This is a genomic window from Streptomyces sp. NPDC045022, from assembly GCF_056432605.1.
The window spans coordinates 245,521-271,967 of the sequence record NZ_JBWKIR010000006.1; the positions used below are offsets into that span (position 1 = coordinate 245,521).

A 26,447-nucleotide genomic window follows, 5' to 3' on the forward strand; every position below is an offset into this window, starting at 1 on the left:
AGGTCTTATGACGACGCGAACGCTCAGGAACGGTCGGTGTAGGTGCCTTCGCCGTTCCAGCGGGCTATGCGTCCGGGCACGAACGTTTTCCGGACCGCATCCTTGGGCGGTGTCCAGGACCGTCCCAGAAGTCGCCGCGTCAATTCTTCGAGAGGGCTTCTGGCTTCCGGACCGTCCGCGAGATTCATGGGCGCGGCGAGCGCCACGGCCGGGTTGGAGATGAATCTGGGCCGGCCCGTGGGATTGGGTGCCGACTGGTGTGCGGTCAGCGGATGCAGAATCCAGGCGTCACCCGCGTTTCCGGTGAGGGAAAGATGCTCCGCCGGCGGACCGACGTAATGGCGGGCGGGAATCTGCGCACTGGTCAGTCCGGCCGGATGGCGGGCCAGGTGGCGGAGGATGTCCGCCGTGGCCGAGGGCGCGGCGAGTGTGGCTCCCTCGCCCTCACCGACGTCGGACCACAGGACGAACAGCAGGAGTGCCTGTTCGGGGCTGTCGGGATGGTGTACGAAGAAGTCACCGTCCACATGCCAGCTCTCGGACAGCTGTGTGGTACGGAAGTTGCAGATCAGCGCGTTGCTGAGGCGGACGGGCCGGTTGATCCGGCCGGCGCCGCCGAGCAGGGTGCACACGGCCGTCCACAGCACGGGTGCCACGTCCGCGAGGTCCGCCACGCGGGTGGGCCGCAGCGACGTGACGCCCGGCGGCACCGTGAGCCGCCCGTCCGTGGACAGCCCCTCCCGCCGCAGTGTGGTCTCGAAGAGCGCCTGCAGGCGGGATCCCGGACTGAGATCCACGGCTTTTCGCAGGTGAACGAATCCGTGCCGGACGAAAGTGGACGCTATGTCTTCCTGCGACCTCACGGACGGGTGGGAAATCGATCGAGGGGAGGGAAAAGGAACATTCGTCAACGGAGCCCCCGTCACTTCGTTTGACTGAACGCCGGGCCGAACGAGACGAGGATGGTCAGTCCTCAACGATTCGGTGCAGCGAGGCTAGCAGCGCTCACTTCACAGCGTCCACAACCGCGACGAAGACCGTTCCCGGCCTTTAGAACCGCACAAACCAGACTCTGCGCATTCCAAACATGCGTTTCCTGCTTTTCTGGCAGTCGGTCCGGGGGCCTCTCGGCACGGGTATTCCACCAGGTGGTCAGCCGGAAATGCCACGTGCTCCGCCCACCGGGGATGAACACCCCACTACGAAATGTAAAGCGAACGCCCGAGCGTCTCACCGATGTCAGATGTCACCCGTCCGAGTGACCCCCCCGGAGTGCCATGGGCATCAGCGGACCAGCAGACAGACCCCCGCACTGCTCGTGGCGGACAAGGCGAACAGGAGGCATGCGCACACGGCGTGGCGCTTGAGCAAGGTGTGGCGCAGTGCGGCGTAGCGGGCCTCGTACTCGCCGCGCAGGCGCTTGGCCCGGTCGGCCGTGGCCTGGAGCGCCTGCCGGGTCAGACCGAGACGCTGCTCGGTGTAATGGCGGGCGAGGTCTTCGGCCTGCCCGGAGGTGAGCCAGGGCAGGCGTGCGCAGAGAGCCTCGGCCTCGCGCTGTGCCTGCTCTCGCTCCGCTTGCAGGAGGAGATAGCCCTCGACCTCGTTGGCGAGTGCGCCACTCTGCCGGTCCAGCGGGGCCCCGTGGCGGCTCGGCGATGTCATGGCCGGCCGCCTTCACGCCCCGGTGTCTCCATCGCGTCGCGCTTGCCGAGGTGCGCCTCCTGTTCCGCCATGGCGATCTCGGGGTGATGGAGGTCGAACGCCGGGGACTCGCTGCGGATCCGGGGCAGAGCGACGAAGTTGTGGCGGGGCGGCGGACAGGAGGTCGCCCACTCCAGTGAGCGGCCGAAGCCCCAGGGGTCGTCCACGCCGACCGGCTTGCCGTACTTGGCCGTCTTCCAGACGTTGTACAGGAACGGCAGCATGGACAGACCGAGCAGGAACGAGCTGATCGTCGAGATCGTGTTCAGGGCGGTGAAGCCGTCGGCCGCCAGGTAGTCGGCGTAGCGACGCGGCATGCCCTCGGCACCCAGCCAGTGCTGCACCAGGAAGGTGCCGTGGAAGCCGATGAACAGCGTCCAGAAGGTGATCTTGCCCAGGCGCTCGTCCAGCATTTTCCCGGTGAACTTCGGCCACCAGAAGTGGAATCCGGCGAACATCGCGAAGACGACCGTACCGAACACCACGTAGTGGAAGTGCGCCACCACGAAGTACGAGTCCGAGACGTGGAAGTCCATCGGAGGGGAGGCCAGGATGACACCGGTCAGCCCGCCGAAAAGGAACGTGACGAGAAAGCCCGCCGCCCAGAGCATCGGTGTCTCGAAGGAGAGGCTGCCCTTCCACATCGTGCCGATCCAGTTGAAGAACTTCACACCGGTCGGGACCGCGATCAGGAAGGTCATGAAGGAGAAGAACGGCAGCAGCACACCACCGGTGACGAACATGTGGTGCGCCCAGACCGTCGCCGACAGGCCGGCGATCGCGATGGTCGCGGCGACCAGTCCCATGTAGCCGAAGATCGGCTTGCGGGAGAAGACCGGGATGACCTCGGTGACGATGCCGAAGAACGGCAGGGCGATGATGTAGACCTCGGGGTGCCCGAAGAACCAGAAGAGGTGTTGCCACAGCAGGGGGCCGCCGTTGGCCGCGTCGTACACGTGGGCGCCGAATTTTCGGTCCGCCTCCAGGGCGAACAGCGCGGCCGCCAGGACCGGGAAGGCCAGCAGGACCAGGACGGCGGTCAGCAGCACGTTCCACACGAAGATCGGCATGCGGAACATGGTCATGCCCGGGGCACGCATGCAGATGATCGTGGTGATGAAGTTGACCGCGCCGAGGATCGTACCGAAGCCGGAGAAGGCCAGACCCATGATCCACATGTCGGCGCCGATGCCCGGGGTCCGGATGACGTCCGACAGCGGGGTGTAGGCGAACCAGCCGAAGTCGGCCGCGCCCTGCGGGGTGAGGAAGCCACCCACCGCGATGGACGAGCCGAACAGGTACAGCCAGTAGGCGAACATGTTCAGCCGGGGGAACGCCACGTCCGGCGCGCCGATCTGCAGCGGCATGATCCAGTTCGTGAAGCCGGCGAACAGCGGCGTCGCGAACATCAGCAGCATCACGGTGCCGTGCATCGTGAACGCCTGGTTGTACTGCTCGGGGGAGATGATCTGGATGCCCGGCCGGGCCAGCTCGGCGCGCATCAGCAGCGCCATCACGCCACCGATCAGGAAGAACGCGAACGACGTCGTCAGATACAGCGTGCCGATCGTCTTGTGGTCGGTGGTCGTGAGCCACCTCACCACGACATTGCCGGGCTGCTTGCGCCGGACCGGCAGTTCGTTCTCGTACGAGTCCTCGGCCGGAGTGCCATGGGGTTCGTTGAGGATGCTCACAAGTAGGGGTCTCCCGAGGCTCACGATTCACGTCGTCCGTAAGCCGCCATCGTGGCTGCGCAAGGGGGAGGGCCGCAGCCTTGAACGGCCGGAATGCCCCCTTCGGAATGACAGACGAACTCGACTGGAGCAGTCGGGGCCTGTCGGCGTTGCCGTCGGGGCGGCGGAGGGGAACTCCTGCGTCGCTTGTCAGGACCACCGGCCCCGTGTCGCCGCGCATTCTCGTAGGTGACGTCGGCCACCTGCACCGGATGCCGTCCGAGCCGGTGCAGGCGTGTAGAGTGGCGGTACCGACGCGGGGTGGAGCAGCTCGGTAGCTCGCTGGGCTCATAACCCAGAGGTCGCAGGTTCAAATCCTGTCCCCGCTACGAGACGAAGGGCCCGGCAACCGCCGGGCCCTTCGGCGTTCCCGGGCACTCTGCCTTCGGCCGCCGACGGGCCGCCGTCACCAGCCGGTCAGCAGCAGGTGGTTGAGGAGCAGCGCGAGCACTGCCTGCGCGGCGAGCCAGGCACGGCGGCGGGGGAGGAACGCGCAGGCCGGCAGCAGCCACAGGGCGAACGGGAGCCAGATGCGTTCCGTCTCCGCCTTGCTCATGCCGGACAGGTCGGCGACGAGCAGCGCGAGCAGGGCGACCGACACCAGGACCGCCAGGCGGAAACGCGCCGTCGCCCCGTCGGTCCGGGCACTCGTGCGGGAGGCGCCGGCGCCGCGTCGGCGGAACAGTTCCACCGCCGTCCGCCGCAGGCCCGCCGCCGTCGCCGGGCCGGTGATCAGCACGACACAGGCGAGGTTCGCCCACACCCAGTAGCCGTACGGGCGGGTGCCGCCCACACCTTGGTAGTAGCGGGTGATCAGGAGGTGGTACGCCTGCCACCAGTCGAAGCCGGCGAGGGCCAGCACCAGGGGGAGCAGGGCCAGCCCGGCGAGCAGCGGCAGCAGCAGGACGGGACGTTCCCGCAGTCCCTGCCGGCCGAGCCCGAGGACCGCGACACCGATCAGCGCGAAGAGCGTCAGGCCGTAGGAGAGGTAGCAGGTCAGGCCGAACAGCAGTCCCGAGCCGGCCGCCCAGGACAGGGACCGGCGGGTGAGCGCGAGGGTGAGCAGGGCCACCGCCCACGCGGCGACGGCCGCGAAGTAGGCGTCTGCGGACGTACCCTGCCAGACGGCCGCCGGCGCCAGCGCCAGGAAGGGCGCGGCCCGCCGTGCGAGCACCTCCCCGGTCAGCGCGCGGACCGCGACCAGCACGGCCACGCACCCCGTCGCGCCCACGGTGACGCACCACATCCCGGCCCAGCCGCCGCCCCGCAGCCCCACCCGGTCGAGCAGGACGAAGGTCACGGTGGCCAGCGGGGGATGACCGGCGACGTGGGCGGGCCAGGGGTCGGGGGTGCCACTGACGATGTGGTGGGTGAAGTCGCGCAGGGTGGCCGGGATGTCGTGGAAGCGGTCGATGACGCGCAGGTATTCGTTGTGGGTGGTCAGCTTGCCCGCGATGCCCTGGTGCCAGCCGTCGACCAGCGCGAGGGACAGGATCCACGCCAGCGCGGTCGCCCAGGCGGCCACGAGCAGGGTTCGCCAGGGAAGGCGGGCCGCGAGTGCGGGGCCGTACCCCACCGTGGCCACCGCCACGGCCAGGGCCGCCGGAGTGCCCGGGCCGACGTGCGGAGCCCACTCGGCCAGGACCGGCGGCCAGTGCACGAACAGCGTGTGCCGGGTGTCCTGGATGTGGCGGCCGATCAGTACCGCCGCCGTCACGAGCAGGACGGCGGCACCGGCGGCATACAGGTCGCGGCGGAGGAAACGGGTCACGCCCGAACGCTAGGCCCGGGCAGCGGAGCAGGCCCGCCGTCCGGGCCGGACGTCAGCGTTTCGTCATCGGTTGCCTACCCCGGGCGGGCACTTCCCGGCCTACGGTCGGAATATGCGCGACCATCCCCGGCTCCCCACCTCTCCCGGCTTCTGGCGCAGCCCGCTGCGCGGCCAGTGGTTCACCTCGGTGCTCGGCCTCGTCCTGCTCGTCGGCATCACCACACTGTTCGTGACCGGCCTGGTGTCGTACGCCGCCTACAACCCGGGCCTGTCCCCGGTGAACGACCAGACCCCCGACAAGGGGGTCCTCGGCTTCTATCTCTTCGCCTGGCCGACCGACCCGGTATGGCTCTACCGGCTCACCCAGGGCGTGCACGTCACGCTCGGTGTCACCCTGATCCCCGTCCTGCTGGCCAAGCTGTGGTCGGTGGTGCCGAAGCTGTTCGAGCTGCCGCCGGCCCGCTCCGTCACGCACGCGTTGGAGCGGATCTCGCTGTTGCTGCTGGTCGGGGGCGGGCTGTTCGAGTTCACGACCGGGGTGCTCAACGTCCAGCTGGAGTACGTCTTCCCCGGTTCCTTCTACCCGCTGCACTTCTACGGGGCGTGGGTGTTCTTCGCCGCGTTCGTCGCCCACGCGGTGCTGAAGGCACCGACCGCGGTGCGCACCGTGCGGCGGCGGCTGTCGGCTGATGCGGCCGCGGCCGGCGACCCGTCGCTCTCCCCACCGGACCCGTCGGTCTTCCCGCGGGACCCGTTGGTCTCCCCGCGGCCCGGCCCGCCGACGTTCTCCCGGCGCGGCGCGCTGGGGCTGGTCGGCGGCGGTTCACTGCTGCTGTTCCTGACCACGGTCGGACAGAGCCTGGGCGGCCCCTTCCGCCGCACGGCCCTGCTCGCGCCGCACGGCACGGCCGACCCGGGCGGCGGCCCGAACGGCTTCCAGATCAACAAGACGGCCGCCTACGCCAGGATCACCCCGGCCGACACACACGAGGACTCCTGGCGGCTCGTCGTCACCGGACGCGGCGGTACCGTCCGGCTCAGCCGCGCCGCGCTGCTGCGGCTGCCGCTGCACAGTTCGTCGTTGCCCATCGCCTGCGTGGAGGGGTGGTCGACCGCCGACCAGTGGTGGCGCGGAGTACGGCTGCGCGACCTCGCGGCGCTCGTCGGACACGACGGCGATCCGCCGGACCTGTTCGTCGAGTCACTGCAAGTGCACGGCGCCTTCCGGCACGCGGCCCTGCGCGGCAACCAGGTGGCCGACCCGCGCTCCCTGCTCGCCCTGCAGGTCAACGGCGAGGACCTGTCCCCCGACCACGGCTACCCGGCACGGATCATCGTGCCCGCCGCGCCCGGTGTGCTCAACACCAAGTGGGTGGCCCGGCTGACGTTCGGAGACCTGTGATGCCGCGCCGTCTGCCGCCCCTCGGCAGCCCGCTGCAACTGCTGCTGCTCGCCTGCTCCTTCGCCCTCGCCGCGTACGCGGGGGTACGGCTGTTCGCCGGTGACTGGTTCGGCGTGGCGCTATGGCTCGTGGGCGCCGCCCTGCTGCACGATCTCGTCCTGCTGCCGCTCTACGCCGTGGCGGACCGAGCGGTCGTACGGGGTCTCGGCGCGGCCGGGCGACGCGGCTGGACGCCGTACGTCCGGGTACCGGCCGCGCTGTCCGGGCTGCTCCTCCTCGTCTGGTTTCCGCTGATCAGCGGGATGGTGGGAGCGCGCTACCGGTCGGCCACCGGGCTGTCGCCGAACGGCTTCCTCACGCGCTGGCTGCTGATCAGCGCCGTACTCTTCGGCGGCTCGGCGCTGCTGCTGGCGCTGCGGGCCCGCAGGGCGGCGAAGCACCGGCCGCCGGTCTCCCACTGAGCGACGGCCCGTAAACCGGACCCGCGCCCGTAGCGGAGCAGGGCCGGGGTGCCGAGACGGGCCCAGAGGAAGGGAGCGCCGGTGCCGGAGGAGACCCCGACGACATCGACCACCTGAACCCGGGCGCGTTCGTCGACGTCGGCCGGCACGGTCTCCGCGATCAGCAGACCACCCGGGCGCAGGAGCCCGGCCACCCGCTCCAGCAGGGCGGCCGGGTCCCCGCCGATGCCGAGGTTGCCGTCCATGAGCAGGACGGTGTCCCAGTCGCCCGTACCGGGCAGCGGGTCGAACACCGAGCGGCACAGCGCCTGCCCTTCCCCGCGCCCTCCGCGACCGGACAGCGCGGACCCGAGTCGTCGTGCCGTGTGCTCGACGGCGGCGTCGCTGACGTCGATGCCCAGCACGGTACGGCCCCGGGCGGCGAGCTCCGCCACCAGCCGGCCCGGGCCGCAGCCGACGTCGAGGACGGCGCCCTCACAGCGGTCCAGGACATCCCGGTCGACCGGATCGGCCCGGGCGCACCAGCGTTCCACCTCCAGCGGCAACAGCCAGCCGTCCGCGCGGCGCAGGAACAGCGGGCCCCGGCCGCTGCGCAGCGCGGTGGAGTAGGGGTCGGCGGCCGCCCAGGCGAGTCGGGCGGCGGGCGGGCTGCTCATCGCCCGACGGCCGACGTGCAGCGCGTCAGGCGCGCGGCGAATCGGCTGTGCGGGGCGAGAGCGGCCACGGCATGCGCGTCGGCGGCGACATCGACGTCCCGCAGCCGGGGCAGGTCCCGTATCCGCAGCCCGGCGGCGGCCAGACGCGCTCGCTGCACGGCCCCGGTCACGGGCGTCGACATGGGAACGCCCCGCAACAGTGCGGGGTCGGCCTCGGCCAGCCCCAGGGCCCAGAACCCGCCGTCCTCCGCCGGGCCGAAGCACGCGTCGTAGTCAGCGAAGTCGACGGTGAGCACCTCCGGTGTCACCTGCGGGGTGTCCATGCCGATGAGGAGGGCCGGGCCGGAGCAGCGCGCGAAGGCGTCCGCCAGCCGCTCGTCCAGGCCGCCCGCGCACTGCGGCACCACCTCGAAGCCGGGCGGCAACCACGCTCCCGGAACCCCGTCGAGGACGAGGACGCGCCGGGACGCGGGCGCGGCCGCCACGGCGCCCAGGGTGTCGGCGAGAGCCGCCTCGGCGAGTTCTGCCGCCTCTTCGCGGCTGAACGGCGGGGTGAGCCGGGTCTTGACCCGTCCGGGGCGCGGCTCCTTGGCGATGACGAGCAGTGTGGTCATCGTGCGGTCCTCCCGTCGGCCGGGGCCGGGGCAGCCGGCGCCTCGGACAGGACCCGGCTCATGTCCCGTACCGCCTGCCAGGTACCCCGCCAGGTGCCCGTCACCTTCGAGGCTCCGGTACGCGGCAGATAGGGCACGTCGTGTTCGGCGACGCGCCAGCCGGCGTCGGCCGCGCGCACGACCATCTGCAGCGGGTAGCCGCTGCGCCGGTCGGTGAGGTCCAGCGCGAGCAGCGCCTCACGGCGTGCGGCACGCAGCGGTCCGAGGTCGTGCAGGCGCAGCCCGGTACGACGGCGCAGCATCCGGGCGAGCACCAGATTGCCGGCCCTGGCGTGCGCGGGCCAGGCACCCCGGCCCCGCGGGCGCCGCCGGCCGAGTACCAGGTCGGCCTCGCCCCGCCGGACCTCGCGGACGAAGGGAACGAGCAGCGAGGGGTCGAGGGAGGCGTCGCAGTCGCAGAAGCACACGATGTCGCCGGTGGCCGCGGTCAGCCCGGCATGGCAGGCGGCGCCGAAGCCGCGCCGCGGCTCGTGCACCACCGTCGCACCGAGAGCGCGGGCGACCTCGGCGGAGCCGTCGGTGGAGCCGTTGTCGACGACGAGGGCGCGCCAGCCGGCCGGGATCCGGGCGAGCACCCAGGGCAGGGCCTCCGCCTCGTTCAGGCAGGGGAGCACCACGTCGATGTCCGATGAAGTGGTCGTCACGGTTTCACCCTACGAACGGGAATCGGGCATATCGGGCGGGCGCTCCTTACGAAACGCGGACGCCGTACCCGCCGGCCCGCTGCCGGGAAGCGCGCGGTGCGAGGCTGGGGGCATGCAACCGCCGTACGAGTTCCCTGGGGCCGAGGCCACCGACGGGCCGGCCCGGGTCCTGGTCGTCGACGACGACCCGACCGTCGCCGAGGTCGTCACCGGATATCTGCACCGCGCCGGCTATGTGGTCGACCGCGCCGACGACGGCCCGACGGCGCTGACCCGCGCCGCGGCGCACCGGCCCGACCTCGTGGTGCTGGACCTGATGCTGCCCGGCATGGACGGTCTGGAGGTGTGCCGGCGGATGCGCGACCGCGGTCCCGTACCGGTCATCATGCTCACCGCCCGCGGCGACGAGGACGACCGCATCCTGGGTCTGGAGGTCGGCGCCGACGACTACGTCACCAAGCCCTTCAGCCCCCGCGAACTCGTCCTGCGCGTGGAGTCGGTGCTGCGCCGCAGCCGCCCCGTCACCACGGGGCCCCGGCTGGTCGCGGCGGGGCTGTCGGTCGACCTCGAGGCCCGCAGGGCCACCAAGAACAGCGGCGAACTCGCCCTCACCCTCCGGGAGTTCGACCTGCTCGCCTTCTTCCTGCGGCATCCGGGCCGGGCCTACAGCCGCGAGGACCTGATGCGTGAGGTCTGGGGGTGGGACTTCGGGGACCTGTCGACCGTCACCGTCCATGTCCGCCGACTGCGCGGCAAGGTGGAGGACGACCCGGCCCGGCCCCGCATGATCCAGACGGTGTGGGGCGTCGGCTACCGTTTCGAACCCGGTGAGGCGGTGCGCTGACCATGCGCGACATCCTCCTCATCGCCCTGTACGCCTTCGCCGGCGCCGCGGCCACCGGCCTCGTCGGAGCGGGCGTGCTGCGCCTGATCCGACGCCGTTCGCTCACCGCCTCCCTCACCGTGGTCGCGGCCGTCGGAGTCGTCGCGATGCTCGCCGGCACACTCGCCGTCGCCCGGGCGATGTTCCTGTCCTCGCACGACCTGACCGTCGTCACCACCGTCGTCGCCATGGCGGCCGTCGTCTCGCTGGCCACGGCGCTGCTGCTCGGCCGCTGGGTCGTCGCCCGCAGCCGCGAACTCGCCGAAGCCGCCCGCCACTTCGGCGACGGCGGCGAGTTCGCGGAGCCGGCCGCCCCGGCCACCGCCGAACTGGTCGCGGTCAGCCGCCAGTTGGCCGCGACCAGCGCCAGACTCGCCGAGTCACGGCAGAGGGAGCGGGCCTTGGAGACCTCCAGGCGCGAGCTGGTCGCCTGGATCTCGCACGACCTGCGCACCCCGCTGGCCGGACTGCGGGCCATGTCGGAGGCGCTGGAGGACGGCGTGGCCGCCGACCCCGGCCGCTACCTGAGACAGATCCGCACCGAGGTCGAACGGCTCAACGACATGGTCGGCGACCTCTTCGAACTCTCCCGCATCCACGCGGGCACCCTCCCGCTGAGCCCGTCCCGCATCTCCGTGTACGACCTGGTCGGCGACGCGCTGGCGGGCGCCGACCCGCTCGCCCGGGCACACGGCGTACGGCTGGTGGGCGAGCGCGTGGACCCGCTGCCGGTCGAGGTGGACGGCAAGGAGATGAGCCGTGTGCTCGGCAACCTGCTGGTGAACGCCATCCGCCGGACCCCCGCCGACGGCACGGTGGCGGTCGCCGCGGAACGCACCGACGACGGTGTGCTGCTGTCCGTCACCGATGGCTGTGGCGGCATCCCCGAGGAGGACCTGCCGCGCGTCTTCGACACCGGCTGGCGTGGCACCGACGCCCGCACACCCCCGGCGGGCGCGGGCCTGGGCCTCGCCATCGTGCGGGGCATCGTGGAGGCCCACCAGGGCCGGGCGACCGTCCGCAACATTCCCGGCGGGTGCCGCTTCGAGGTGATCATCCCGGCCGCGCCCTGACTCACTGCCCGCGCAGTCCGGCCCGCGCGAACTCCCGCATGCCTTCCGTGAAGCCGACCCGCGGCTCCCAGCCCAGCGCGGCCCGCAGCCGGGACGAGTCCGCGGTGATGTGCCGCACGTCGCCCAGCCGGTACTCCCCGGTGACCACGGGGTCCGGGCCGCCGTACGCATCGGACAGCGCCCGCGCCATCTCACCGACGGTACGCGGTTCCCCACTGCCGGCGTTGTACACCGTGAGCACACCCGGTGCGGCCTCCGCCTCCAGCGCCACCACGTTCGCCGCGGCCACGTCCCGCACGTGCACGAAGTCCCGCCTCTGCCGCCCGTCCTCGAACACCCGGGGCGCCTCCCCGCGGGCGAGGGCCGAGCGGAAGAAGGAAGCGACCCCGGCGTAGGGGGTGTCGCGGGGCATCCGGGGCCCGTACACGTTGTGGTACCGCAGGGACACCGCCGACCCGCCCGTAGGGCGGGCCCAGGCGGCGGCCAGGTACTCCTGGGCGAGCTTGGTGGCCGCGTACACGTTCCGGGGATCGGCCGGGGCGTCCTCACCTACCAGGCCGGGGACGAGGTCCTTCCCGCACTCCGGGCACCGGGGCTCGAAGGAGCCCCCGTCGAGGTCGGCCACGGCCCGCGGCCCGGGCCGCACGGCACCATGGCGCGGGCAGTCGTACCTCCCCTCCCCGTAGACGACCATCGAACCGGCCAGCACCAGGCGCCGCACCCCCGCCTCCGCCATGGCGGCGACCAGCACGGCCGTACCCAGGTCGTTGCGCGAGACGTACCGCGCCGCATCCGTGACACCGTTGCCGAGCCCGACCATGGCCGCCTGGTGGCAGACGGCGTCCACCCCGGACAGTGCCCTGGCGACCGCCCCCGCGTCCCGGACATCCGCGGCGGGATCCTCCCTGACGTCGTACACGAGCGGCTCGTGCCCGCTCTCCCGCAACGCCTCGACGACATGGGACCCGATGAACCCGGCACCGCCGGTGACCAGTACGCGCATACGGCCACGCTAGAGCGGCCCGCGCCGCGTCCACACGCACGCGGCCCTCGCGTCATGAGTCCGTAAGACGTGGCCGGTCCGGGACCCCGTCAGCGGGCCGGCGACGGCATCTGATGCCACGACCTGATGCGGCGACGGCGGACGCAGCGGTCGCCGAGCAGGGAGCCGCAGTGCTAGAAAAGGGACATGAGCGGGCCTTCCCGCCGGCCATGGGCGAGAGCGGCGCCGCCGCCCGGCGCACGGCGGTCATCCGGGCCGTCCCGTCGCCCGAGGACCCGGCCGTCACACGGGCGCCGCTTCTCGTCGGCCCTGAGCATCCGCACAGTCGCCGCCCAGGTGTTCCTGCTCCAGGCCCTCATCGTGCTCATGGTCGTCGCGGTGGCGGCCGCCGCTCTGGTGCTGCAGGGCCGGTACGACAGCGAGCGCAGCGCCAGGGACCGGTCACTGGCCGCCGCCGAGACGTTCGCGCACGCGCCCGGCACGGCACTCTCGCTGCGGACACCGGATACGGCGACACGGCTGCAGACGTCGGTGGAACAGGCGGGAAAGGCCTCCGGCGTCGACTTCATCAGCGTCCTGGACCCCCACGGGGTCCGCCTCGCCGACTCCGACCCCGCCCTGATCGGCATGAAGGCACCGGGCGTCGGCCGGGCCGCCGCCGGCGAGGCGTTCACGGAGACGTACCACGGCCGGCCCTCCGACGCCGTGCGTGCGGTCGTACCCGTGACGGACGCGAGCAGGCGTGTGGTCGGCATGGTCAGCGCCGGGATCCAGTACGCCAACGTGGCCCACGTGCTGAACCGGCAGCTGCCGATGCTGCTCGGCGCCGCGGCGGGGGCACTGCTGCTGGCGACCGGCGGCACGGCTCTCGTCAGCCGCCGCCTGCTCCGGCAGACCCATGGACTCGGCCCGGTCCAGATGACCCGGATGTACGAACACCACGACGCCGTGCTGCACGCGGTACGCGAAGGCGTGCTGATCATCGGCGGCTACGGGCGAGTACTGCTCGCCAACGACGAGGCATGCCGGCTGCTGGACCTGCCCGAGGACACCGACCAGCGGCAGGTGACGGAACTGGGGCTGGGGGCCGCTCTCACACGGCTGCTGGAATCGGGTGAGGCCGCCTCCGACGAGGTGATCCCGGCCGGCGACCGGCTGCTGGCGGTGAACACCCGGCTCACCGCGCCGTACGGCGGCGGGCAGGGGCTGGTCGCCACCTTCCGTGACACCACGGAGCTGGCCGCCCTCACCGGCCAGGCCGAGGTGGCGCGGGGCCGGCTGTCGTTCCTGTACGAGGCGGGCATGCGGATCGGCACCACGCTCGACGTGCGGCGAACGGCCGAGGAACTCTCCGAGGTGGCGGTCCCGCGCATGGCCGACTTCGTCACCGTGGAACTCCTCGACTCCGTGCTGCGCGGCGCGGAACCCACGGGCGCCGTGCACCAGATGCGGCGCACCGCGCTGCGCGAATCACGGGCCGGGCACCCCCTGCAGCCGGTGGGAGACCTGATCCGGTTCGTCATGGCCGACACACCGATGGTGGCGGCACTGCACCGCGGCAAGGCCGTCGTGGTGCACGACCTGCACACCGCCCAGGACTGGCGGGCCCAGGACCCGCTCGGGGCGCAGCAGGCGCTGGACTACGGCATCCACTCCCTGATCACGGTGCCGCTGCGGGCACGCGGGGTGGTCCTCGGCATGGTCAACTTCTGGCGGACCACGGACTTGCCCCGCTTCGAGGAGGAGGACGTCGCGGTGGCCGAGGAACTGGTGGCCCGGGCCGCCGTCGCGATCGACAACGCACGCCGGTTCTCCCGCGAGCACGCGATGGCCGTGACCCTGCAGCGCAGCCTGCTGCCCCGGGGCCTGCCGGAACAGGACGCGCTGGAGATCGCCTCACGCTATCTGCCGGCTCAGTCCGGTGTCGGCGGCGACTGGTTCGACGTCATCCCCCTGCCCGGCTTCCGGGTCGCGCTGGTCGTCGGCGACATCGTGGGACACGGGCTGCAGGCCGCGGTGACGATGGGACGGCTGCGGACCGCCGTGCTGAACTTCTCCTCCCTGGACCTGGCCCCGGACGAACTGCTCGGCCATCTCGACGAGATGGTGACCCGGCTGGACACGCAGACGACACACGCCGACGAGGAACGGGCCCCGCTCACCGGGGCCACCTGTCTCTACGCCATCTACGACCCGGTCGGCGGGCACTGCACGCTCTCCCGGGCCGGGCACATCGCACCCGCCGTGGTGGATCCCCAGGGCGGGGTGACCTTTCCCGACCTGCCGCTGTCCCCGCCGCTGGGAGTGGGAGGGCATCCCTTCGAGGCCGGCGAGCTGGACCTCCCGGAGGGCAGCCGCCTCGTCCTCTTCACCGACGGCCTGATCGAGGGCCGGGAACGGGACGTGGACGAGGGACTGGATCTGCTCCGCTCCACCGTCGCCCGTGCGGGGGAGACACCGGAGGAGACCTGCCGCGCCCTCGTGGAGACGATGCTGCCCGAGCATCCCGGTGACGATGTGGCGCTGCTGGTCGCCCGGACCCGGTTGCTCGATCCGTCCCGGGTGGCGACCTGGGACGTGCCGTTCGACGTGGCGGCCGTGTCCCGGGCCCGCTCCGAAGTCAGCCGCCGGCTCACCGACTGGGGGCTGGAGGAGCAGGCGTTCAGCACGGAACTCATCCTCAGCGAACTCCTCACCAACGCGATCCGCTACGGCGCCCCGCCGGTACGCGTCAGGATCCTGCTGGGCCGCACCCTCGTCTGTGAGGTGTCGGACGGCAGCAACACCTCACCCCGGCTGCGACGCGCGGCCAGCACGGACGAGGGAGGCCGCGGCCTGTTCCTCGTCTCCCAGTTCGCGGCCGGCTGGGGCACCCGCTACGCGGCGCGGGGAAAGGTGATCTGGGCCGAGCAGACACTGGGCCGCGCCCCGGAACCGGACATGTCAGCACTGTTCGACGAGATTGCCTTCTGACCCGGCCGGTCTTCCCGACGAGCCGTGCGGTCATGAGGACCGTGCGTCGCCGACCACCGTCCTGGTGACCAGGCTCCGCAGGGACCACCAGTTCGCCTCTCGACCGAACCGGACGACGTGCGTGCCGGCAGTACGAGATCGGTACCGGACGGCTCTCCACCGTGGGGTGATCATCAGTACGGCCAACTGCCGGTATCCGAGCGGTGAAGGCGGCCCCGCCCCCAGATGCATGATCATGGCCGCTGTGGAACGATCGGCAGAGGGGGCAACCTCCATGCGGGTCGCTTCCCGGAGCATTGCCATGCAAGCAAGACGGACTCCGCACCCCACTACGAGCCCCCTGGGCTCGCGAGCGCACGGCACCACCGCACCCGGATCGTCCGCCGCCGACTGGGCACTGTTGCTCGTGCGGCTGACCTTCGGACTGCTGATGGCGGCGCACGGCGCACAAAAACTGTTCGGGATCTTCGGCGGACACGGCCTGGCGGCGACCGGCCGGGCCTTCGCGGGGCTCGGATTCCACCCGGGAAAGCTCTTCGCCCTGATCGGTGGCCTCTCCGAATTCCTCGGTGGCCTCGGCCTTGCTCTCGGACTGCTGACTCCACTGGCGGCCGCCGCCCTGATCGGCGTGATGATCAATGCGATGGTGACCGTCACCGGCGCCCATGGTCTGTGGGACGAGGGCGGCGGCGTGGAGTACAACGTCTGCATCGCCGTGGTCGCCCTGGCCGTTGCGGCCATCGGCCCCGGCCGTTTCGCCGTCGACCGGTTCTTCCCCTGGGGCAAGGGCGGCTGGGCCGAGGCCGCACTGGCCCTCGGGCTCGGCGGTGTCGGCGCCGCGATCACACTGAGTCTCTGAACCCGTCCGCGCGCGGGCGGCCGGCTACGAGACCTCGGCGGCGAGGCCCCGGCCCCGACGCCTCACTCGTGCCGCTTCACCGCTCCCACGGCGCGCCGTCGGCGGCCCGGGGCTCAGCGGCCGGGCGCCCGCGCGCGCAGGCCGTCCATCACGAGGTCGAGCAGCCGCGTGGCGCGCGGCTGCCAGTCGTCGTGCGGCCGGAGCTGCCAGAGGCCCGCGATGGCGAGGAGGAAGTCCTCCGCGGTGATTCCGGGGCGGATGGTGCCGGCTTCCTCGTTGGCGCGCAGCAGCAGTCCGGCCGCGGAGGTCACCGGCGTGTGGGCGGGCTTCGCCGGACCGCCCGGTGCGCCGGTCGCCTGGCGTATCGCGTCGGCCAGGCCCGCCTTGGTCATGGCGAAGTCGGCGAGCCGGTCCATCCAGGCCCGCAGGGCCTGCTCGGGCGTCCGCGTCGCGAGCAGCTGGGCCGCGCTGTCGGCGACCTGCTGCACCTCGTGGCGGTAGATCTCCAGGACGAGTGCCTCACGGTTGGGGAAGTTGCGGTAGAACGTGCCCTGACCGACGCCGGCCTTCTTGGCGATCGCGCTCAGCGGGGCATCGGCGCGGCGCGTCAGCTCGGCGAGTGCCACTTCCAGGATGCGCTCGCGGTTGCGCTGCGCGTCCGAGCGCAGGGGTGCGTCCCTCTTCTGTGGCACTCGTCCTCCTCGAGGGTTCGTGGCCGAACCCCGGCCTTGCTAACCGGACAGCTGTCCGTTACGGTTCCTAGATAACGGACAGCTGTCCGGTTACGTCCACGATAGCGGGGGACGCGGCCCTACGGCAGTCGGCGGCCGCCACCTTCGCCCCCAGCATCCCGCACCTGCGCTCGGCCCCTGCGACAACGCCCCGCACCACGCACTCTCCACGGCACCCGGTCCTTCCGGGTGCCGCACCCCTCATCTGTTCTGGAAACGCGAAAGAAGCTGCTCATGGCCCTATCGACGTCCAGTGTCATCACCTTGAAGATCAACGGCGAGAAGCACACACTGCCCGTCGACCACCGCACCACCCTGCTCGACGCACTGCGCGAGCGCCTCGCGCTGACCGGCACCAAAAAGGGCTGTGACCAGGGCCAATGCGGTGCCTGCACCGTCCTGTTGGACGGCCGGCGAGCCGTCGCCTGTCTGCAACTGGCCGTGGCGGCCGAGGACCGGGAGATCACCACCATCGAGGGCGTCGCCGACGGCGAGCGGTTGCACCCGGTGCAGCAGGCGTTCCTCGACCTGGACGGTTTCCAGTGCGGCTACTGCACGCCCGGACAGATCTGTTCGGCCATCGGAGTGATCGAGGAACACGCGGCGGGCTGGCCGAGCGCCGTCACCGACGACGTCCGGCCCGAAGCGGGTCCACCACCTCTCACCGCTGAGGAGATCCGGGAGCGGATGAGCGGCAACCTCTGCCGTTGCGGCGCGTACGTCTCGATCGTCGAGGCGGTGGCCCGCGCCGCCGAGGCCGCCACGGACACGCACGCGGACCCCGCGGCGCGCGTCAGCCCCGAGGCGGCGGGAACGAAGGAGGACGTGGCATGAGGGACTTCGGCTATCAACGGGCGGCCGACGTCGCCGGCGCCGTCGCACTGCTCGGTGCCGATCCGGACACCCGCTTCCTCGGTGGCGGCACCAACCTCGTCGACCTCATGAAGACCGGTGTCGAACGCCCCGCCCGGCTCATCGACATCCGCGAACTCCCGCTCCGGGAAATCGAGTCCACGCCGGAGGGCGGACTGCGCATCGGCGCCACCGTCACCAACGGCGACCTGGCCGCCCACCCCGAAGTCCGGCGTCGCTACCCGGCGTTGGCGCAGGCCCTGCTGGCCGGCGCGTCGGGGCAGCTGCGCAACATGGCCACGGTCGGCGGTAACCTGCTGCAGCGCACCCGCTGCGGCTACTTCACCGATGTCACCAAGCCGTGCAACAAGCGCGTCCCCGGCAGCGGTTGCCCCGCCGTCCCGGGTGAACACCACAACCACGCGATCCTGGGCGCGTCCGAGCACTGCGTGGCCGTGCACCCCTCGGACATGGCCGTCGCGCTCACCGCCTTCGACGCCGTCGTCCACTACGAGACCGCCGACGGGCCGGGGGAGTTGCCGCTCGGCGAGTTCTACCTCCCCGTCGGCGACACCCCCCACCGCGAGACCGCACTGCCACCGGGCGCGCTGATCACCGGCGTCACCCTGCCGCCCGTGCCCACCGCCGCCAACTCCCGCTACCGCAAGGTGCGTGAGCGCGCCTCGTACGCGTTCGCCATCGGCTCGGTCGCCGCCGCGCTCGACGTCCGAGGCGGCGTCGTCCGGGACGCACGCCTGGCCTTCGGCGCGGTCGCCTCCCGCCCGTGGCGGGCCGTCGCGGCCGAACGTGTCCTGACCGGCGCGCCGGCCGACGCCGGGACCTTCGCCGCCGCAGCCGACGCCGAACTGACCGCGGCGCGCCCGCTACCGCACAACGCGTACAAGGTGACCCTCATGCGCAACCTCGTGGTGGCCGTACTGACCGAACTGGCCGAGGAGACCACCCGATGACCACCGTCACCACCGGGACACCCACGCCCACGCCCTCCGTCGGCACCGCGCACACCCGCGTGGAGGGCCGGGACAAGGTCACCGGAGCGGCCCGCTACGCCGGAGAGATCCCCTTCGCCGACCTCGCGCACGGCTGGCTGGTGCTGTCCACGGTCGCCCGCGGCCGCATCCGCGCCCTCGACACCGACCCCGTGCTCGCCATGCCGGGCGTCCTCGCCGTCCTGGACCACCGCAACGCCCCACGCGTCGACACCGATTACACCGGCCTGCTGGGCACCCGGCCCGACCCGACCTGCGCCGTCTTCCAGCACGACCGGGTGCCGCACCTGGGCTGGCCGGTGGCGCTGGTCGTCGCCGAGACGTCCGAGCAGGCCAGGGAGGCCGCGGAGGCGCTCGTGGTGCACTACGCACAAGAGCCCCACGACGTCGACTTCACCGGCGAGCACCCGGACGCCTACGCGCTGGACAGCCATGGGCCGGCGGTGACGGAGAAGGGCGACCTCGAGGCCGAACTGGCCGCGTCCGCCGTCGTCGTGGACGCCGAGTACACCACCCCCGAAGAGCACCACAACCCCATGGAGCCGCACGCGGCGACCGCCCGCTGGGACGGCGGCCGGCTCGAACTGGTCGACTCCAACCAGGGCGCCACCTGGGTCGTCGGCGAACTCGCGAACCTCTTCTCCCTCGACCCGGCCGCGGTGCGCGTGCGCTCCGAACACGTCGGCGGCGGCTTCGGCAGCAAGGGTGTCCGCGCCCACCAGGTGGCCGCCGTGATGGCAGCGACCGCCCTGCAGCGCCCGGTCCGCGTGGTGCTGACCCGCCGTCAGATGTTCTCGCTGGCCGGCTACCGCAGCCCCACCACCCAGCGTGTCAGGCTCGGCGCCGACGCCGGCGGACGGCTGCGCGCACTGGAACACCGCTCGCTCAGTCTCACCTCCACCGTCCACGAGTTCATCGAAGCGAGCGCCGGGGCGGCCAGGGTGATGTACGACGCCGACGCCCACCACACCGCCAACCGTGTCGTACGGCTCGACGTACCGACCCCGACCTGGATGCGCGCCCCGGGTGAGGCACCGGGATCGTTCGCGCTGGAGGCGGCCCTGGACGAACTCGCCGAGAAGTGCGGGATCGACCCGATCGAGCTGCGCCTGCGCAACGAACCCGACCGGGGACCGGTCTCCGGCCTGCCGTTCGCCGGCCGCAACCTCCCCGCCTGCTTCAGGGAGGGCGCCCGAAGGTTCGGCTGGGCGGACCGTGACCCACGCCCCGGACTGCGCCGGGACGGCCGCTGGCTGCTGGGCACAGGCACCGCGGCGGCCTCCTTTCCCGCGGGCGCCGCACCGTCCACGGCAACGGTGACCGCGCACCCGGACGGCACCTTCACCGTCCGGATCGCCGCGGCCGACATCGGCACCGGGGCCCGTACGGCCCTCACCCTGGTCGCCGCCGACGCGCTGCGTGTGACCCCCGAGCACATCCGGGTCCACATCGGCGACAGCGACTTCGGACCGGCGATGATCGCCGGCGGCTCCATGGGCACCCGCTCCTGGGCCTGGGCGGTCACGGCAGCCGCCGACGAACTGCGCGACCGTCTGGCCCTGGGCGCCGTCCCGCCCGAGGGCATCACGGTGCGGTCGGACACCGCCGCGGCCATCGGCGCCCTCGCCCCCGCCGAACGCCACTCCTTCGGAGCGCAGTTCGCCGAGGTGGCCGTGGATCCCACCACCGGCGAGGTGCGCGTGCGGCGGATGCTCGGCATCTTCGCGGCGGGCCGGATCGTCAACCCGCTCACGGCACGCAACCAGTTCCGGGGCGGCATGATCTGGGGCATCTCCATGGCCCTGCACGAGGAGGCCGTACGGGACCGCGCCTCGGGCGGCCACGTCGGCGCCGACCTCGCGGGCTACCACGTGGCCACGCACGCCGACGTACCGCACGTCGAGGCCGACTGGATCGACGATGCGGATCCGCGGGACCCGGTCGGGATCAAGGGCATCGGTGAGATCGGCATCGTGGGCGCGGCGGCCGCCATCGCCAACGCGGTCTGGCACGCGACCGGCGTACGCCACCGCAGCCTGCCCATCCGGCCGGACCGCGTCCTGGCGGGGGCCGCAGCCGTGCCGGCGGCCGGGGGAGCACCGGATGCTTGACCTGGCCGACGAGCTGCACCACTGGATCCAGGAGGGCCGCGAGTTCGCCGTCGCCACCGTCGTGGCCGTCGGCGGCAGCGCGCCGCGCGGTCCCGGAGCCGCCCTCGCCGTCGACAGCGCGGGCACCGTCGTCGGCTCGGTCTCCGGCGGCTGCGTGGAGGGCGCGGTGTACGACCTGTGCCTGCAGGCCCTGCGGACGGGCGAGAGCGTCACGGAGCGGTTCGGCTACAGCGACGAGGACGCCTTCGCCGTCGGACTGACCTGCGGCGGGACGATCGACGTGCTGATCACGCCGGTGGGCGGGCAGGCGCCGGACCGGACGGTCCTGGCGTCGGCCCTGGCGGCCGCCGACCAGGGCGAGCCGGCCGCCCTGGCCCGGGTCGCCCGGGGGCCCGCCGAACTCCTCGGCCGGGCTCTGCTGGTACGCGACGACGGCACGTACGACGGCGGCCTCGGCGGCCACGTCGAGCTGGACCGGACGGCGGCGGCCGAGGCCCGGGCCCGGCTGGAGACGGGGCACACGGGCACGCTGGACGTCTCGGCGGACGGCTCGCACTGCCCCGGCGGCCTCACCCTGCTGGTCGAGTCGCACATGCCGGCGCCGCGCATGATCGTCTTCGGTGCGGTCGACTTCGCCTCGGCACTGGCACGGGCCGGCAGGTTCCTCGGCTACCACGTCACCGTGTGCGACGCCCGCCCCGTCTTCGCCACCCGGGCCCGCTTCCCCGACGCCGACGAGATCGTCGTCGACTGGCCGCACCGCTACCTGCGGCGCACCACGACCGACGCCCGTACGGTCCTGTGCGTCCTCACACATGACGCGAAGTTCGATGTGCCCCTGCTGAAGACGGCCCTCGGCATGCCGGTGGCCTTCGTCGGTGCGATGGGCTCGCGCCGCACCCACGAGGACCGCGATCGGCGCCTGCGCGCGGAAGGCGTCAGCGAGCGGGAGCTGGCCCGGCTGCGGTCCCCGATCGGCCTCGATCTGGGCGCCCGGACACCGGAGGAGACCGCCCTGTCGATCGCGGCGGAGATCGTCGCCGCCCGGCGGGGCGGGACGGGCGTTCCCCTGACCGGCTCGGACACGCCGATCCACCACGACCGGCAGGACAGCGGGGCGACGGCCGCCTGAGGGACGGCGACGTCCCGAGGGCGGGAGCGGCCGGGTGCGCGCCGGGGTCTCCTCGGCGCGCGCCCACCGCTCCGGCTGCCGGACCGCTCAGGTGTGCGGGCAGAGAACGAAGTCGGAGCAGGCGCGCCGGGTGCGGTCGTCGTCGAGTTCGGCGAGGGCCTCCCGGATCCGGCGGAGGGTGGCGGCGGTCAGCTGGAGCGGGGGCTCGTCGGGCTGGTAGGTGGTGCGGACCGGGTAGTCCACGCCCGGCTCGGTCGTCATCTCGATGTGGCAGCCGAGCACATGGGTGACCGGCCGGCGGTCCGCGAACTCGATCAGGCGCTCGATGCTGCGGGTGAAGGCGGGGAGGTCCTCGATGTAGAGCCGGCCGGGGTAGACGCTGTCGCCGGTGAGCAGGAGGCCGGTGGCCGGGTCGTAGTAGGTCACGGCCGCCTCGTGGTGGCCAGGGGTGGCCAGGCACTCCGGAACTCGTCCGCCGAGGTCGAGGGGGGCGACGGCGTCCGGGTCCGTGTCGAACCCGAAGTACGGCCAGGCGGTGGTGCGGTCGGCCCCCACCACCGTGGTGCCGGGGCGGTCCGCGAACTGGCCGTCGCCCGCTATGTGGTCACCGTGTCCGTGGGTGTGCAGCACGAGCAGGCCGTACTCCTCCCGGGGATGCCGGGCGAGCCAGTCCGCGAGGAGTCCGTCGACGACCCGGCGCAGGGGGAAGAACTCGGGGGACCCGGTGGCGCCGGTGTCGATCAGCACGGCCCGTTCGTTGCCGCACAGCAGGAACAGGAAGGGCGCCTCGTAGTGGACGGCCATGTTCTGCCGCAGTACGAAGGTGTGCTCGTCGTAGGCGTGGACCTGGATGTCCGGGTCGGTGTTGTGCTTGGCCGACGGCGAGCCGTGAATCCACCGCACGTCCAGGGGGCGCGCCAGGGGAGCGGTACCGGCGAAGTCGATCAGCTGCGTGCCCGTGCCCACGATGCCTCCACGTGCGTCGTCTTGCGGGCCGGGTACGGCGCACATCTCGTCCGGGGCAGGCACCTGCGCGCCTCCACCGGGAAGCTACCACGCTGTCCGGCGGGCGGAACCGGTGTCCACGGCCCACCGGCGGCCGGCTTCGGCCCCGCCGCGCACCGCGCCGGCGCTCACGCCGGCCAGGTGTCGCCCGCCGCTTCCGGGACACCCGGCCGGTATGACAGCACATGAGCGGCAGGAGCCTTCCGGGTCCGACCGGGCGGTCGTCGACCGGCTGGTGCCCGTCTGGCTGGACGAGACGGAACGCCATGATCCCGGCGCCGCCCGCCGGGCCCGGGAGGGCTGGCGGAACGGTGCGCTGTCCGGGGACGCCGCGCAGGATCTGGCCACCTGGGTGACCGCACGGGTCACCGACACCGGCTTCAACGACGACGAGGGGCCGGAGGTCGACGGTCCGACCCGCATCACTCCGGCGGACAAGGAGGGCGTGCACAGGTGGCTGGCGGCCCAGGGCCACCGCGTCTGACGCCGAAAGGTCCCGGGCGGCACGCGCGAGGGGGCCTCAGGGGTACGACACCACCGTGGACGGGGTCGTGGACGTTCCCGAGGTCGGCGATCCCGTCTCGTTGATCACGTGTTCGTACTGGCCTTTGCCGCCGAGCGAGACGACCAGCAGGTCGTGGAACCTCACGCCCGTGCGGTTCGGCGCGGCGAAGCCGTTGTGCTGCACGATCGACGGGGCGACGTCGTAGTAGCAGTAGCTGCCCAGGCCCCAGCCCTCGTGGGCGGTGACGTTGTCGCCGACCTTGTAGGCCGCGTAGCCCTTGACCGAGCCGTTCTGGACGGCGGCCTGGTTCGGGGCGTCGTACGCCTTCTCGTTCTGGAAGAAGATCGTGCGGCCACGCTGGCCGTACCACTGCACGTCGTACTTGTTGAAGTGCTCCACGAACAGGCCGGTGCAGAGCACGTCGTCGCCGTTGACCACCACGCCGTAGTCGGCGCGGTTGGTCTCCCAGCCGACACCCGTGCCGTGGTCGGCGCGCCACACCCAGGTGTGGTCGACGATGGTGTGCCGGCTGTTGATCACCATGCTCGTGGTCGCCTTGCCGGCACCCGCGCCGCCGACACGCACGAAGACGTCCTGCACGGTCGTCGGATTGGCGGAGTGGTCCTTCGCCGAGCCGGCCGGGCCGACCTCCAGCAGCGTCGCGGAGTTGACGGGTCCGGCGTCTATGAGGAAACCGGCGAGCCGTACGCCGTCGACGTCGGCGACCTTCAGCACCGTGCTCCCGTTGTCGGGCACCAGCGTCGCGTACCCCAGGCCCAGCACCACGGTGTTGGCACGGTCGACCTGGATCGGCTGGTCGACGTGGTAGACGCCCGGCGTCAGCAGCAGGTGAAGTCCCTGTGCGAGCGCCTGGTTGAGGGTGGCCGCGCCGACGCCCGGCTTCGCGACGTAGAACTGCGACAAGCTGCGTGCCGAACACCGCCGCGGCGGGCGCCAGCTGGAACCCCCGGTGCCGCCCGGTGCGCACACCGTGGAGATCAGCGCGCGTCTGCGCCCCCGCACGTCGGGCCCCTGGCGGATCGGCATCGCGGGCTTCGGACGCCTCAGCCTCCACCTCGACGGACGCCCGCTCCTGGACGGCGTGTTCGCCCGCACCACGAACGACCCCGCCGTGATCCACGTGAGCCCGCCCACCCAGGTCGTCACGGCCCAACTGGTGGCGGGCAGCACCCCCTTGCTCGTCGCCCGCCGGGAACTCGCCCCCGGCACCGGCCGGGCCACCGTCGTCGGCGCCGCACCACCCGGGCCCGACCGCGCCGAGGCCCTGGCGGCCGCGTCCCGGGCGGCACGCGAGGCGGACGCGGCCGTGGTGGTCGTCGGCACCGGCGAACAGCACGAGTCCGAGGGACGCGACCGCCCGCACCTCGCGCTCGGCCCGGACCAGGACGCCCTGGTCCGGGCCGTGGCCCGGGCCAACCCGCGCACGGTGGCCGTGGTCAACAGCGGCGGCCCGGTGGAACTGCCCTGGCGGGACGACGTCGGCGCACTGCTCCTGGCCTGGTTCCCCGGCCAGGAGGGCGGCGGCGGCCTGGCCGACGTACTCCTCGGCCGGACCGAGCCCGGCGGACGGCTGCCCACCACCTGGCCCGCCCGCCTCACCGACGCCCCCGTCACCCGCACCCGCCCGGACGCCGGCCGCCTCCCCTACGACGAAGGCGTGCACGTCGGCCACCGCGGCTGGCTGCGCGCCCGGCGCACACCCGCGTACTGGTTCGGGCACGGACTCGGCTACACGACGTGGGCCTACGAGGAGCTGTCGGGGCCGCCGGACACGGCGGCGGGCGAGGACCTTGCCGTTCGCGTGCGACTGCGCAACACCGGAACCCGCGCCGGACGGGAGGTCGTACAGGTCTATCTCACCCGCCCCGGGAAGACCGCCGTCGAGTACCCCGAGCGATGGCTCGTCGGGTGGACCGCGGTGCGGGCACGGCCCGGCGAGACGGTCGTCGCACCGGTGCGGATCCCGGCACGCGGCCTGTGTCACTGGGACGTGCGGGCGGGCGGCTGGCGCACGGAACCGGGACCGTACCAGGTACTGGCCGGCCGCTCGGCGGGCGATCTGCCCCTGACCCTGGAGGTGTGCGTGCGCCAACGGACCTGAGAGCCGTTCCCCACGGAGAGCGCTCTATCCCCGCGCGCCGCCGGGCCGTTAGGGTGCGGACATGAGCAGACAGGCCCCGACGCTGGAGGACGTCGCCCGGGAGGCAGGTGTCTCCCGGGCCACCGTGTCCCGGGTCGTCAACGGTGTACGCAACGTGGACCCGGCCATCCAGGAACTGGTCCGCCAAGCCATCGAACGGACCGGCTACGCACCCAACCGGGCCGCCCGCTCCCTGGTCACCCGGCGGGCCGAGACCGTGGCGCTGGTGGTGTCCGGAGCCGGAGACGCCTCCGACGGGGCCCAGGCCGCCTTCGCCGCCCGGGTGTTCGCGGACCCCTTCTTCGGCCGGGTGGTCGCCGGGATCGTCGGCTTCCTCCGGCCGCGCTCGGTGCACCCGGTACTGATGTTCGCCGAGTCGGCCGAGTCCCGCCACGAGGTGCTGACGTACCTGCGGCAGGGGCGGGCCGACGGCGCGCTGGTGGTCTCCAGCCACGCCGACGACCCGCTGCCCGCGCTGCTCGCCGAGGCCCGGCTGCCCGCCGTCCTCTTCGCCCGCCCCTCCCGCCCGGTCCCGCTCAGCTACGTCGACCTCGCCCACCGGGACGGCGGCCGGCTCGCCGCCGAGCATCTGCTCGCCCGGGGGTGCCGCAGACCGGCCACGATCACCGGACCGTTGGCGGTCGCCGCGAGCCAGGAGCGGCTGGCCGGCTTCCGCGACACCCTCGCCCGCCACGGCCACCCGTACGTCCCCGTCGCCGAAGGCGGCTTCACCCTGGACAGCGGGGTGGCCGCCATGACCGGCCTGCTTGCCGAACACCCCGAGCTGGACGGGGTGTTCGCGGCCAACGACCTCATGGCCCAGGGCGCCTGCCAGGTACTGCGCGAGCACGGCCGGCGGGTGCCCCAGGAGGTGGCGGTGGTCGGCTTCGACGACTCCAGCGTCGCCGTCACCTGCCGACCCGGGCTCACCACCGTCCGCCAGCCCGTGGAGGACATGGCCGCCGAGATGGCCCGCCTCCTCGACGAACACATCCACGGCGCCCGCACCGAGCCCACATCGATCGTGTTCGACCCGGAACTGGTGGTGCGGGACTCGGCCTGACGCCACCGCTGACGGCCGGGCACCTGGGACGTCGGGCCGCCAGC

The 26,447-nt window shown here is 72.6% G+C and carries 21 protein-coding genes, 1 tRNA gene, 2 pseudogenes and 1 riboswitch; of the genes and pseudogenes, 13 read left to right on the forward strand and 11 right to left on the reverse strand.

All coding sequences use genetic code 11. The features are described from left to right. Nucleotides 1-23: 23 nt before the first annotated feature. The 3 genes from AC07C1_RS14145 to ctaD form a co-directional block, all read right to left on the reverse strand. Nucleotides 24-926 carry a phytanoyl-CoA dioxygenase family protein gene (locus tag AC07C1_RS14145; RefSeq protein WP_478938936.1) on the reverse strand — a complete coding sequence of 301 codons (903 nt, stop codon included), beginning with the start codon at nucleotides 924-926 and terminating at the stop codon, nucleotides 24-26. Nucleotides 927-1,284: 358 nt separating this feature from the next. Further along, nucleotides 1,285-1,662 carry a hypothetical protein gene (locus tag AC07C1_RS14150; protein ID WP_478938937.1) on the reverse strand — a complete coding sequence of 126 codons (378 nt, stop codon included), beginning with the start codon at nucleotides 1,660-1,662 and terminating at the stop codon, nucleotides 1,285-1,287. Next, nucleotides 1,659-3,395, reverse strand: a complete 1,737-nt coding sequence (ctaD, locus tag AC07C1_RS14155) for an aa3-type cytochrome oxidase subunit I (RefSeq protein ID WP_478938938.1) — start codon at nucleotides 3,393-3,395, stop codon at nucleotides 1,659-1,661. The genes AC07C1_RS14150 and ctaD overlap by 4 nt, the downstream gene beginning before the upstream one ends. A 294-nt stretch (nucleotides 3,396-3,689) precedes the next feature. On the opposite strand from ctaD, the gene AC07C1_RS14160 reads away from it, so the two are divergent. After that, a tRNA-Met gene (locus AC07C1_RS14160) sits at nucleotides 3,690-3,763 on the forward strand. Between the two features lie 77 nt (nucleotides 3,764-3,840). On the opposite strand, the gene AC07C1_RS14165 is transcribed toward AC07C1_RS14160, so the two are convergent. Continuing rightward, on the reverse strand, nucleotides 3,841-5,205 hold the full coding sequence (locus AC07C1_RS14165; protein WP_478938939.1) for a hypothetical protein: 1,365 nt from the start codon (nucleotides 5,203-5,205) through the stop codon (nucleotides 3,841-3,843). Nucleotides 5,206-5,317: 112 nt separating this feature from the next. Between AC07C1_RS14165 and AC07C1_RS14170 the strand changes: the two genes are divergently transcribed. Continuing rightward, a complete protein-coding gene (locus AC07C1_RS14170) occupies nucleotides 5,318-6,607 on the forward strand; it encodes a molybdopterin-dependent oxidoreductase (protein WP_478938940.1) in 1,290 nt (429 codons plus the stop codon). A 316-nt stretch (nucleotides 6,608-6,923) separates the two neighbouring features. Here the strand turns inward: AC07C1_RS14170 and AC07C1_RS14175 are convergent, their stop codons facing one another. Genes AC07C1_RS14175 through AC07C1_RS14185 form a run of 3 tightly spaced genes read right to left on the reverse strand, consistent with a single transcriptional unit; the run spans nucleotide 6,924 to nucleotide 9,042 of the window. Continuing rightward, complete coding sequence (locus tag AC07C1_RS14175) at nucleotides 6,924-7,724, reverse strand: class I SAM-dependent methyltransferase (RefSeq protein WP_478938941.1); 801 nt, start codon at nucleotides 7,722-7,724, stop codon at nucleotides 6,924-6,926. Further along, nucleotides 7,721-8,338 (reverse strand): TIGR04282 family arsenosugar biosynthesis glycosyltransferase, encoded by a 618-nt coding sequence (locus tag AC07C1_RS14180; protein WP_478938942.1) that lies wholly within the window; start codon nucleotides 8,336-8,338, stop codon nucleotides 7,721-7,723. Before AC07C1_RS14180 ends, AC07C1_RS14175 begins: the two co-directional genes overlap by 4 nt. After that, nucleotides 8,335-9,042 (reverse strand): glycosyltransferase family 2 protein, encoded by a 708-nt coding sequence (locus AC07C1_RS14185; RefSeq protein ID WP_478938943.1) that lies wholly within the window; start codon nucleotides 9,040-9,042, stop codon nucleotides 8,335-8,337. Before AC07C1_RS14185 ends, AC07C1_RS14180 begins: the two co-directional genes overlap by 4 nt. Before the next feature lie 112 nt (nucleotides 9,043-9,154). Here AC07C1_RS14185 and AC07C1_RS14190 point away from each other — a divergent pair, with 112 nt between their 5' ends. Together AC07C1_RS14190 and AC07C1_RS14195 are read left to right on the forward strand one after the other, a co-directional pair. Then, nucleotides 9,155-9,886, forward strand: coding sequence for a response regulator transcription factor (locus AC07C1_RS14190; protein WP_478938944.1), 732 nt, complete (start codon nucleotides 9,155-9,157; stop codon nucleotides 9,884-9,886). A gap of 2 nt (nucleotides 9,887-9,888) precedes the next feature. Beyond that, complete coding sequence (locus AC07C1_RS14195; RefSeq protein ID WP_478938945.1) at nucleotides 9,889-10,998, forward strand: sensor histidine kinase; 1,110 nt, start codon at nucleotides 9,889-9,891, stop codon at nucleotides 10,996-10,998. 1 nt (nucleotide 10,999) lies between these two features. Here AC07C1_RS14195 and AC07C1_RS14200 read toward each other — a convergent pair whose 3' ends face one another. Further along, the gene (locus tag AC07C1_RS14200) at nucleotides 11,000-12,001 is read right to left on the reverse strand and encodes an NAD-dependent epimerase/dehydratase family protein (RefSeq protein WP_478938946.1); all 1,002 of its coding nucleotides are present in this window, start codon (nucleotides 11,999-12,001) and stop codon (nucleotides 11,000-11,002) included. A 186-nt stretch (nucleotides 12,002-12,187) separates the two neighbouring features. Between AC07C1_RS14200 and AC07C1_RS14205 the strand changes: the two genes are divergently transcribed. Together AC07C1_RS14205 and AC07C1_RS14210 are read left to right on the forward strand one after the other, a co-directional pair. Next, on the forward strand, nucleotides 12,188-14,974 hold the full coding sequence (locus AC07C1_RS14205) for a SpoIIE family protein phosphatase (protein ID WP_478938947.1): 2,787 nt from the start codon (nucleotides 12,188-12,190) through the stop codon (nucleotides 14,972-14,974). 301 nt (nucleotides 14,975-15,275) lie between these two features. Further along, the gene (locus AC07C1_RS14210) at nucleotides 15,276-15,833 is read left to right on the forward strand and encodes a DoxX family protein (protein ID WP_478938948.1); all 558 of its coding nucleotides are present in this window, start codon (nucleotides 15,276-15,278) and stop codon (nucleotides 15,831-15,833) included. Between the two features lie 113 nt (nucleotides 15,834-15,946). Here AC07C1_RS14210 and AC07C1_RS14215 read toward each other — a convergent pair whose 3' ends face one another. After that, complete coding sequence (locus AC07C1_RS14215) at nucleotides 15,947-16,525, reverse strand: TetR/AcrR family transcriptional regulator (protein WP_478938949.1); 579 nt, start codon at nucleotides 16,523-16,525, stop codon at nucleotides 15,947-15,949. A gap of 273 nt (nucleotides 16,526-16,798) precedes the next feature. Here AC07C1_RS14215 and AC07C1_RS14220 point away from each other — a divergent pair, with 273 nt between their 5' ends. The 4 genes from AC07C1_RS14220 to AC07C1_RS14235 are packed head-to-tail and all read left to right on the forward strand — an operon-like array spanning nucleotide 16,799 to nucleotide 21,669. Further along, nucleotides 16,799-17,398 (forward strand): (2Fe-2S)-binding protein, encoded by a 600-nt coding sequence (locus AC07C1_RS14220; RefSeq protein WP_478938950.1) that lies wholly within the window; start codon nucleotides 16,799-16,801, stop codon nucleotides 17,396-17,398. Next, nucleotides 17,395-18,387, forward strand: coding sequence for an FAD binding domain-containing protein (locus AC07C1_RS14225; protein WP_478938951.1), 993 nt, complete (start codon nucleotides 17,395-17,397; stop codon nucleotides 18,385-18,387). The genes AC07C1_RS14220 and AC07C1_RS14225 overlap by 4 nt, the downstream gene beginning before the upstream one ends. Beyond that, nucleotides 18,384-20,537, forward strand: a complete 2,154-nt coding sequence (locus AC07C1_RS14230; RefSeq protein ID WP_478938952.1) for a xanthine dehydrogenase family protein molybdopterin-binding subunit — start codon at nucleotides 18,384-18,386, stop codon at nucleotides 20,535-20,537. Before AC07C1_RS14225 ends, AC07C1_RS14230 begins: the two co-directional genes overlap by 4 nt. Continuing rightward, complete coding sequence (locus AC07C1_RS14235; RefSeq protein WP_478938953.1) at nucleotides 20,530-21,669, forward strand: XdhC family protein; 1,140 nt, start codon at nucleotides 20,530-20,532, stop codon at nucleotides 21,667-21,669. Before AC07C1_RS14230 ends, AC07C1_RS14235 begins: the two co-directional genes overlap by 8 nt. Nucleotides 21,670-21,756: 87 nt before the next feature. Here the strand turns inward: AC07C1_RS14235 and AC07C1_RS14240 are convergent, their stop codons facing one another. Continuing rightward, nucleotides 21,757-22,635, reverse strand: coding sequence for an MBL fold metallo-hydrolase (locus AC07C1_RS14240; RefSeq protein WP_478938954.1), 879 nt, complete (start codon nucleotides 22,633-22,635; stop codon nucleotides 21,757-21,759). A 10-nt stretch (nucleotides 22,636-22,645) separates the two neighbouring features. Beyond that, nucleotides 22,646-22,712: riboswitch (guanidine-III (ykkC-III) riboswitch) on the reverse strand. 137 nt (nucleotides 22,713-22,849) lie between these two features. On the opposite strand from AC07C1_RS14240, the gene AC07C1_RS14245 reads away from it, so the two are divergent. Next, entirely contained in the window at nucleotides 22,850-23,158 is a 309-nt protein-coding gene (locus AC07C1_RS14245) for a hypothetical protein (RefSeq protein WP_478938955.1), read from the forward strand. A gap of 36 nt (nucleotides 23,159-23,194) precedes the next feature. Here AC07C1_RS14245 and AC07C1_RS14250 read toward each other — a convergent pair. Next, nucleotides 23,195-24,106: pseudogene (locus tag AC07C1_RS14250) on the reverse strand (coagulation factor 5/8 type domain-containing protein); the annotation flags it as partial. Between AC07C1_RS14250 and AC07C1_RS14255 the strand changes: the two are divergent. Next, nucleotides 24,102-25,301 (forward strand): annotated as a pseudogene (locus AC07C1_RS14255) (glycoside hydrolase family 3 protein); the annotation flags it as partial. The pseudogenes AC07C1_RS14250 and AC07C1_RS14255 overlap by 5 nt on opposite strands. Before the next feature lie 61 nt (nucleotides 25,302-25,362). Further along, nucleotides 25,363-26,403 (forward strand): LacI family DNA-binding transcriptional regulator, encoded by a 1,041-nt coding sequence (locus AC07C1_RS14260; RefSeq protein WP_478938956.1) that lies wholly within the window; start codon nucleotides 25,363-25,365, stop codon nucleotides 26,401-26,403. Nucleotides 26,404-26,447 lie beyond the last annotated feature (44 nt).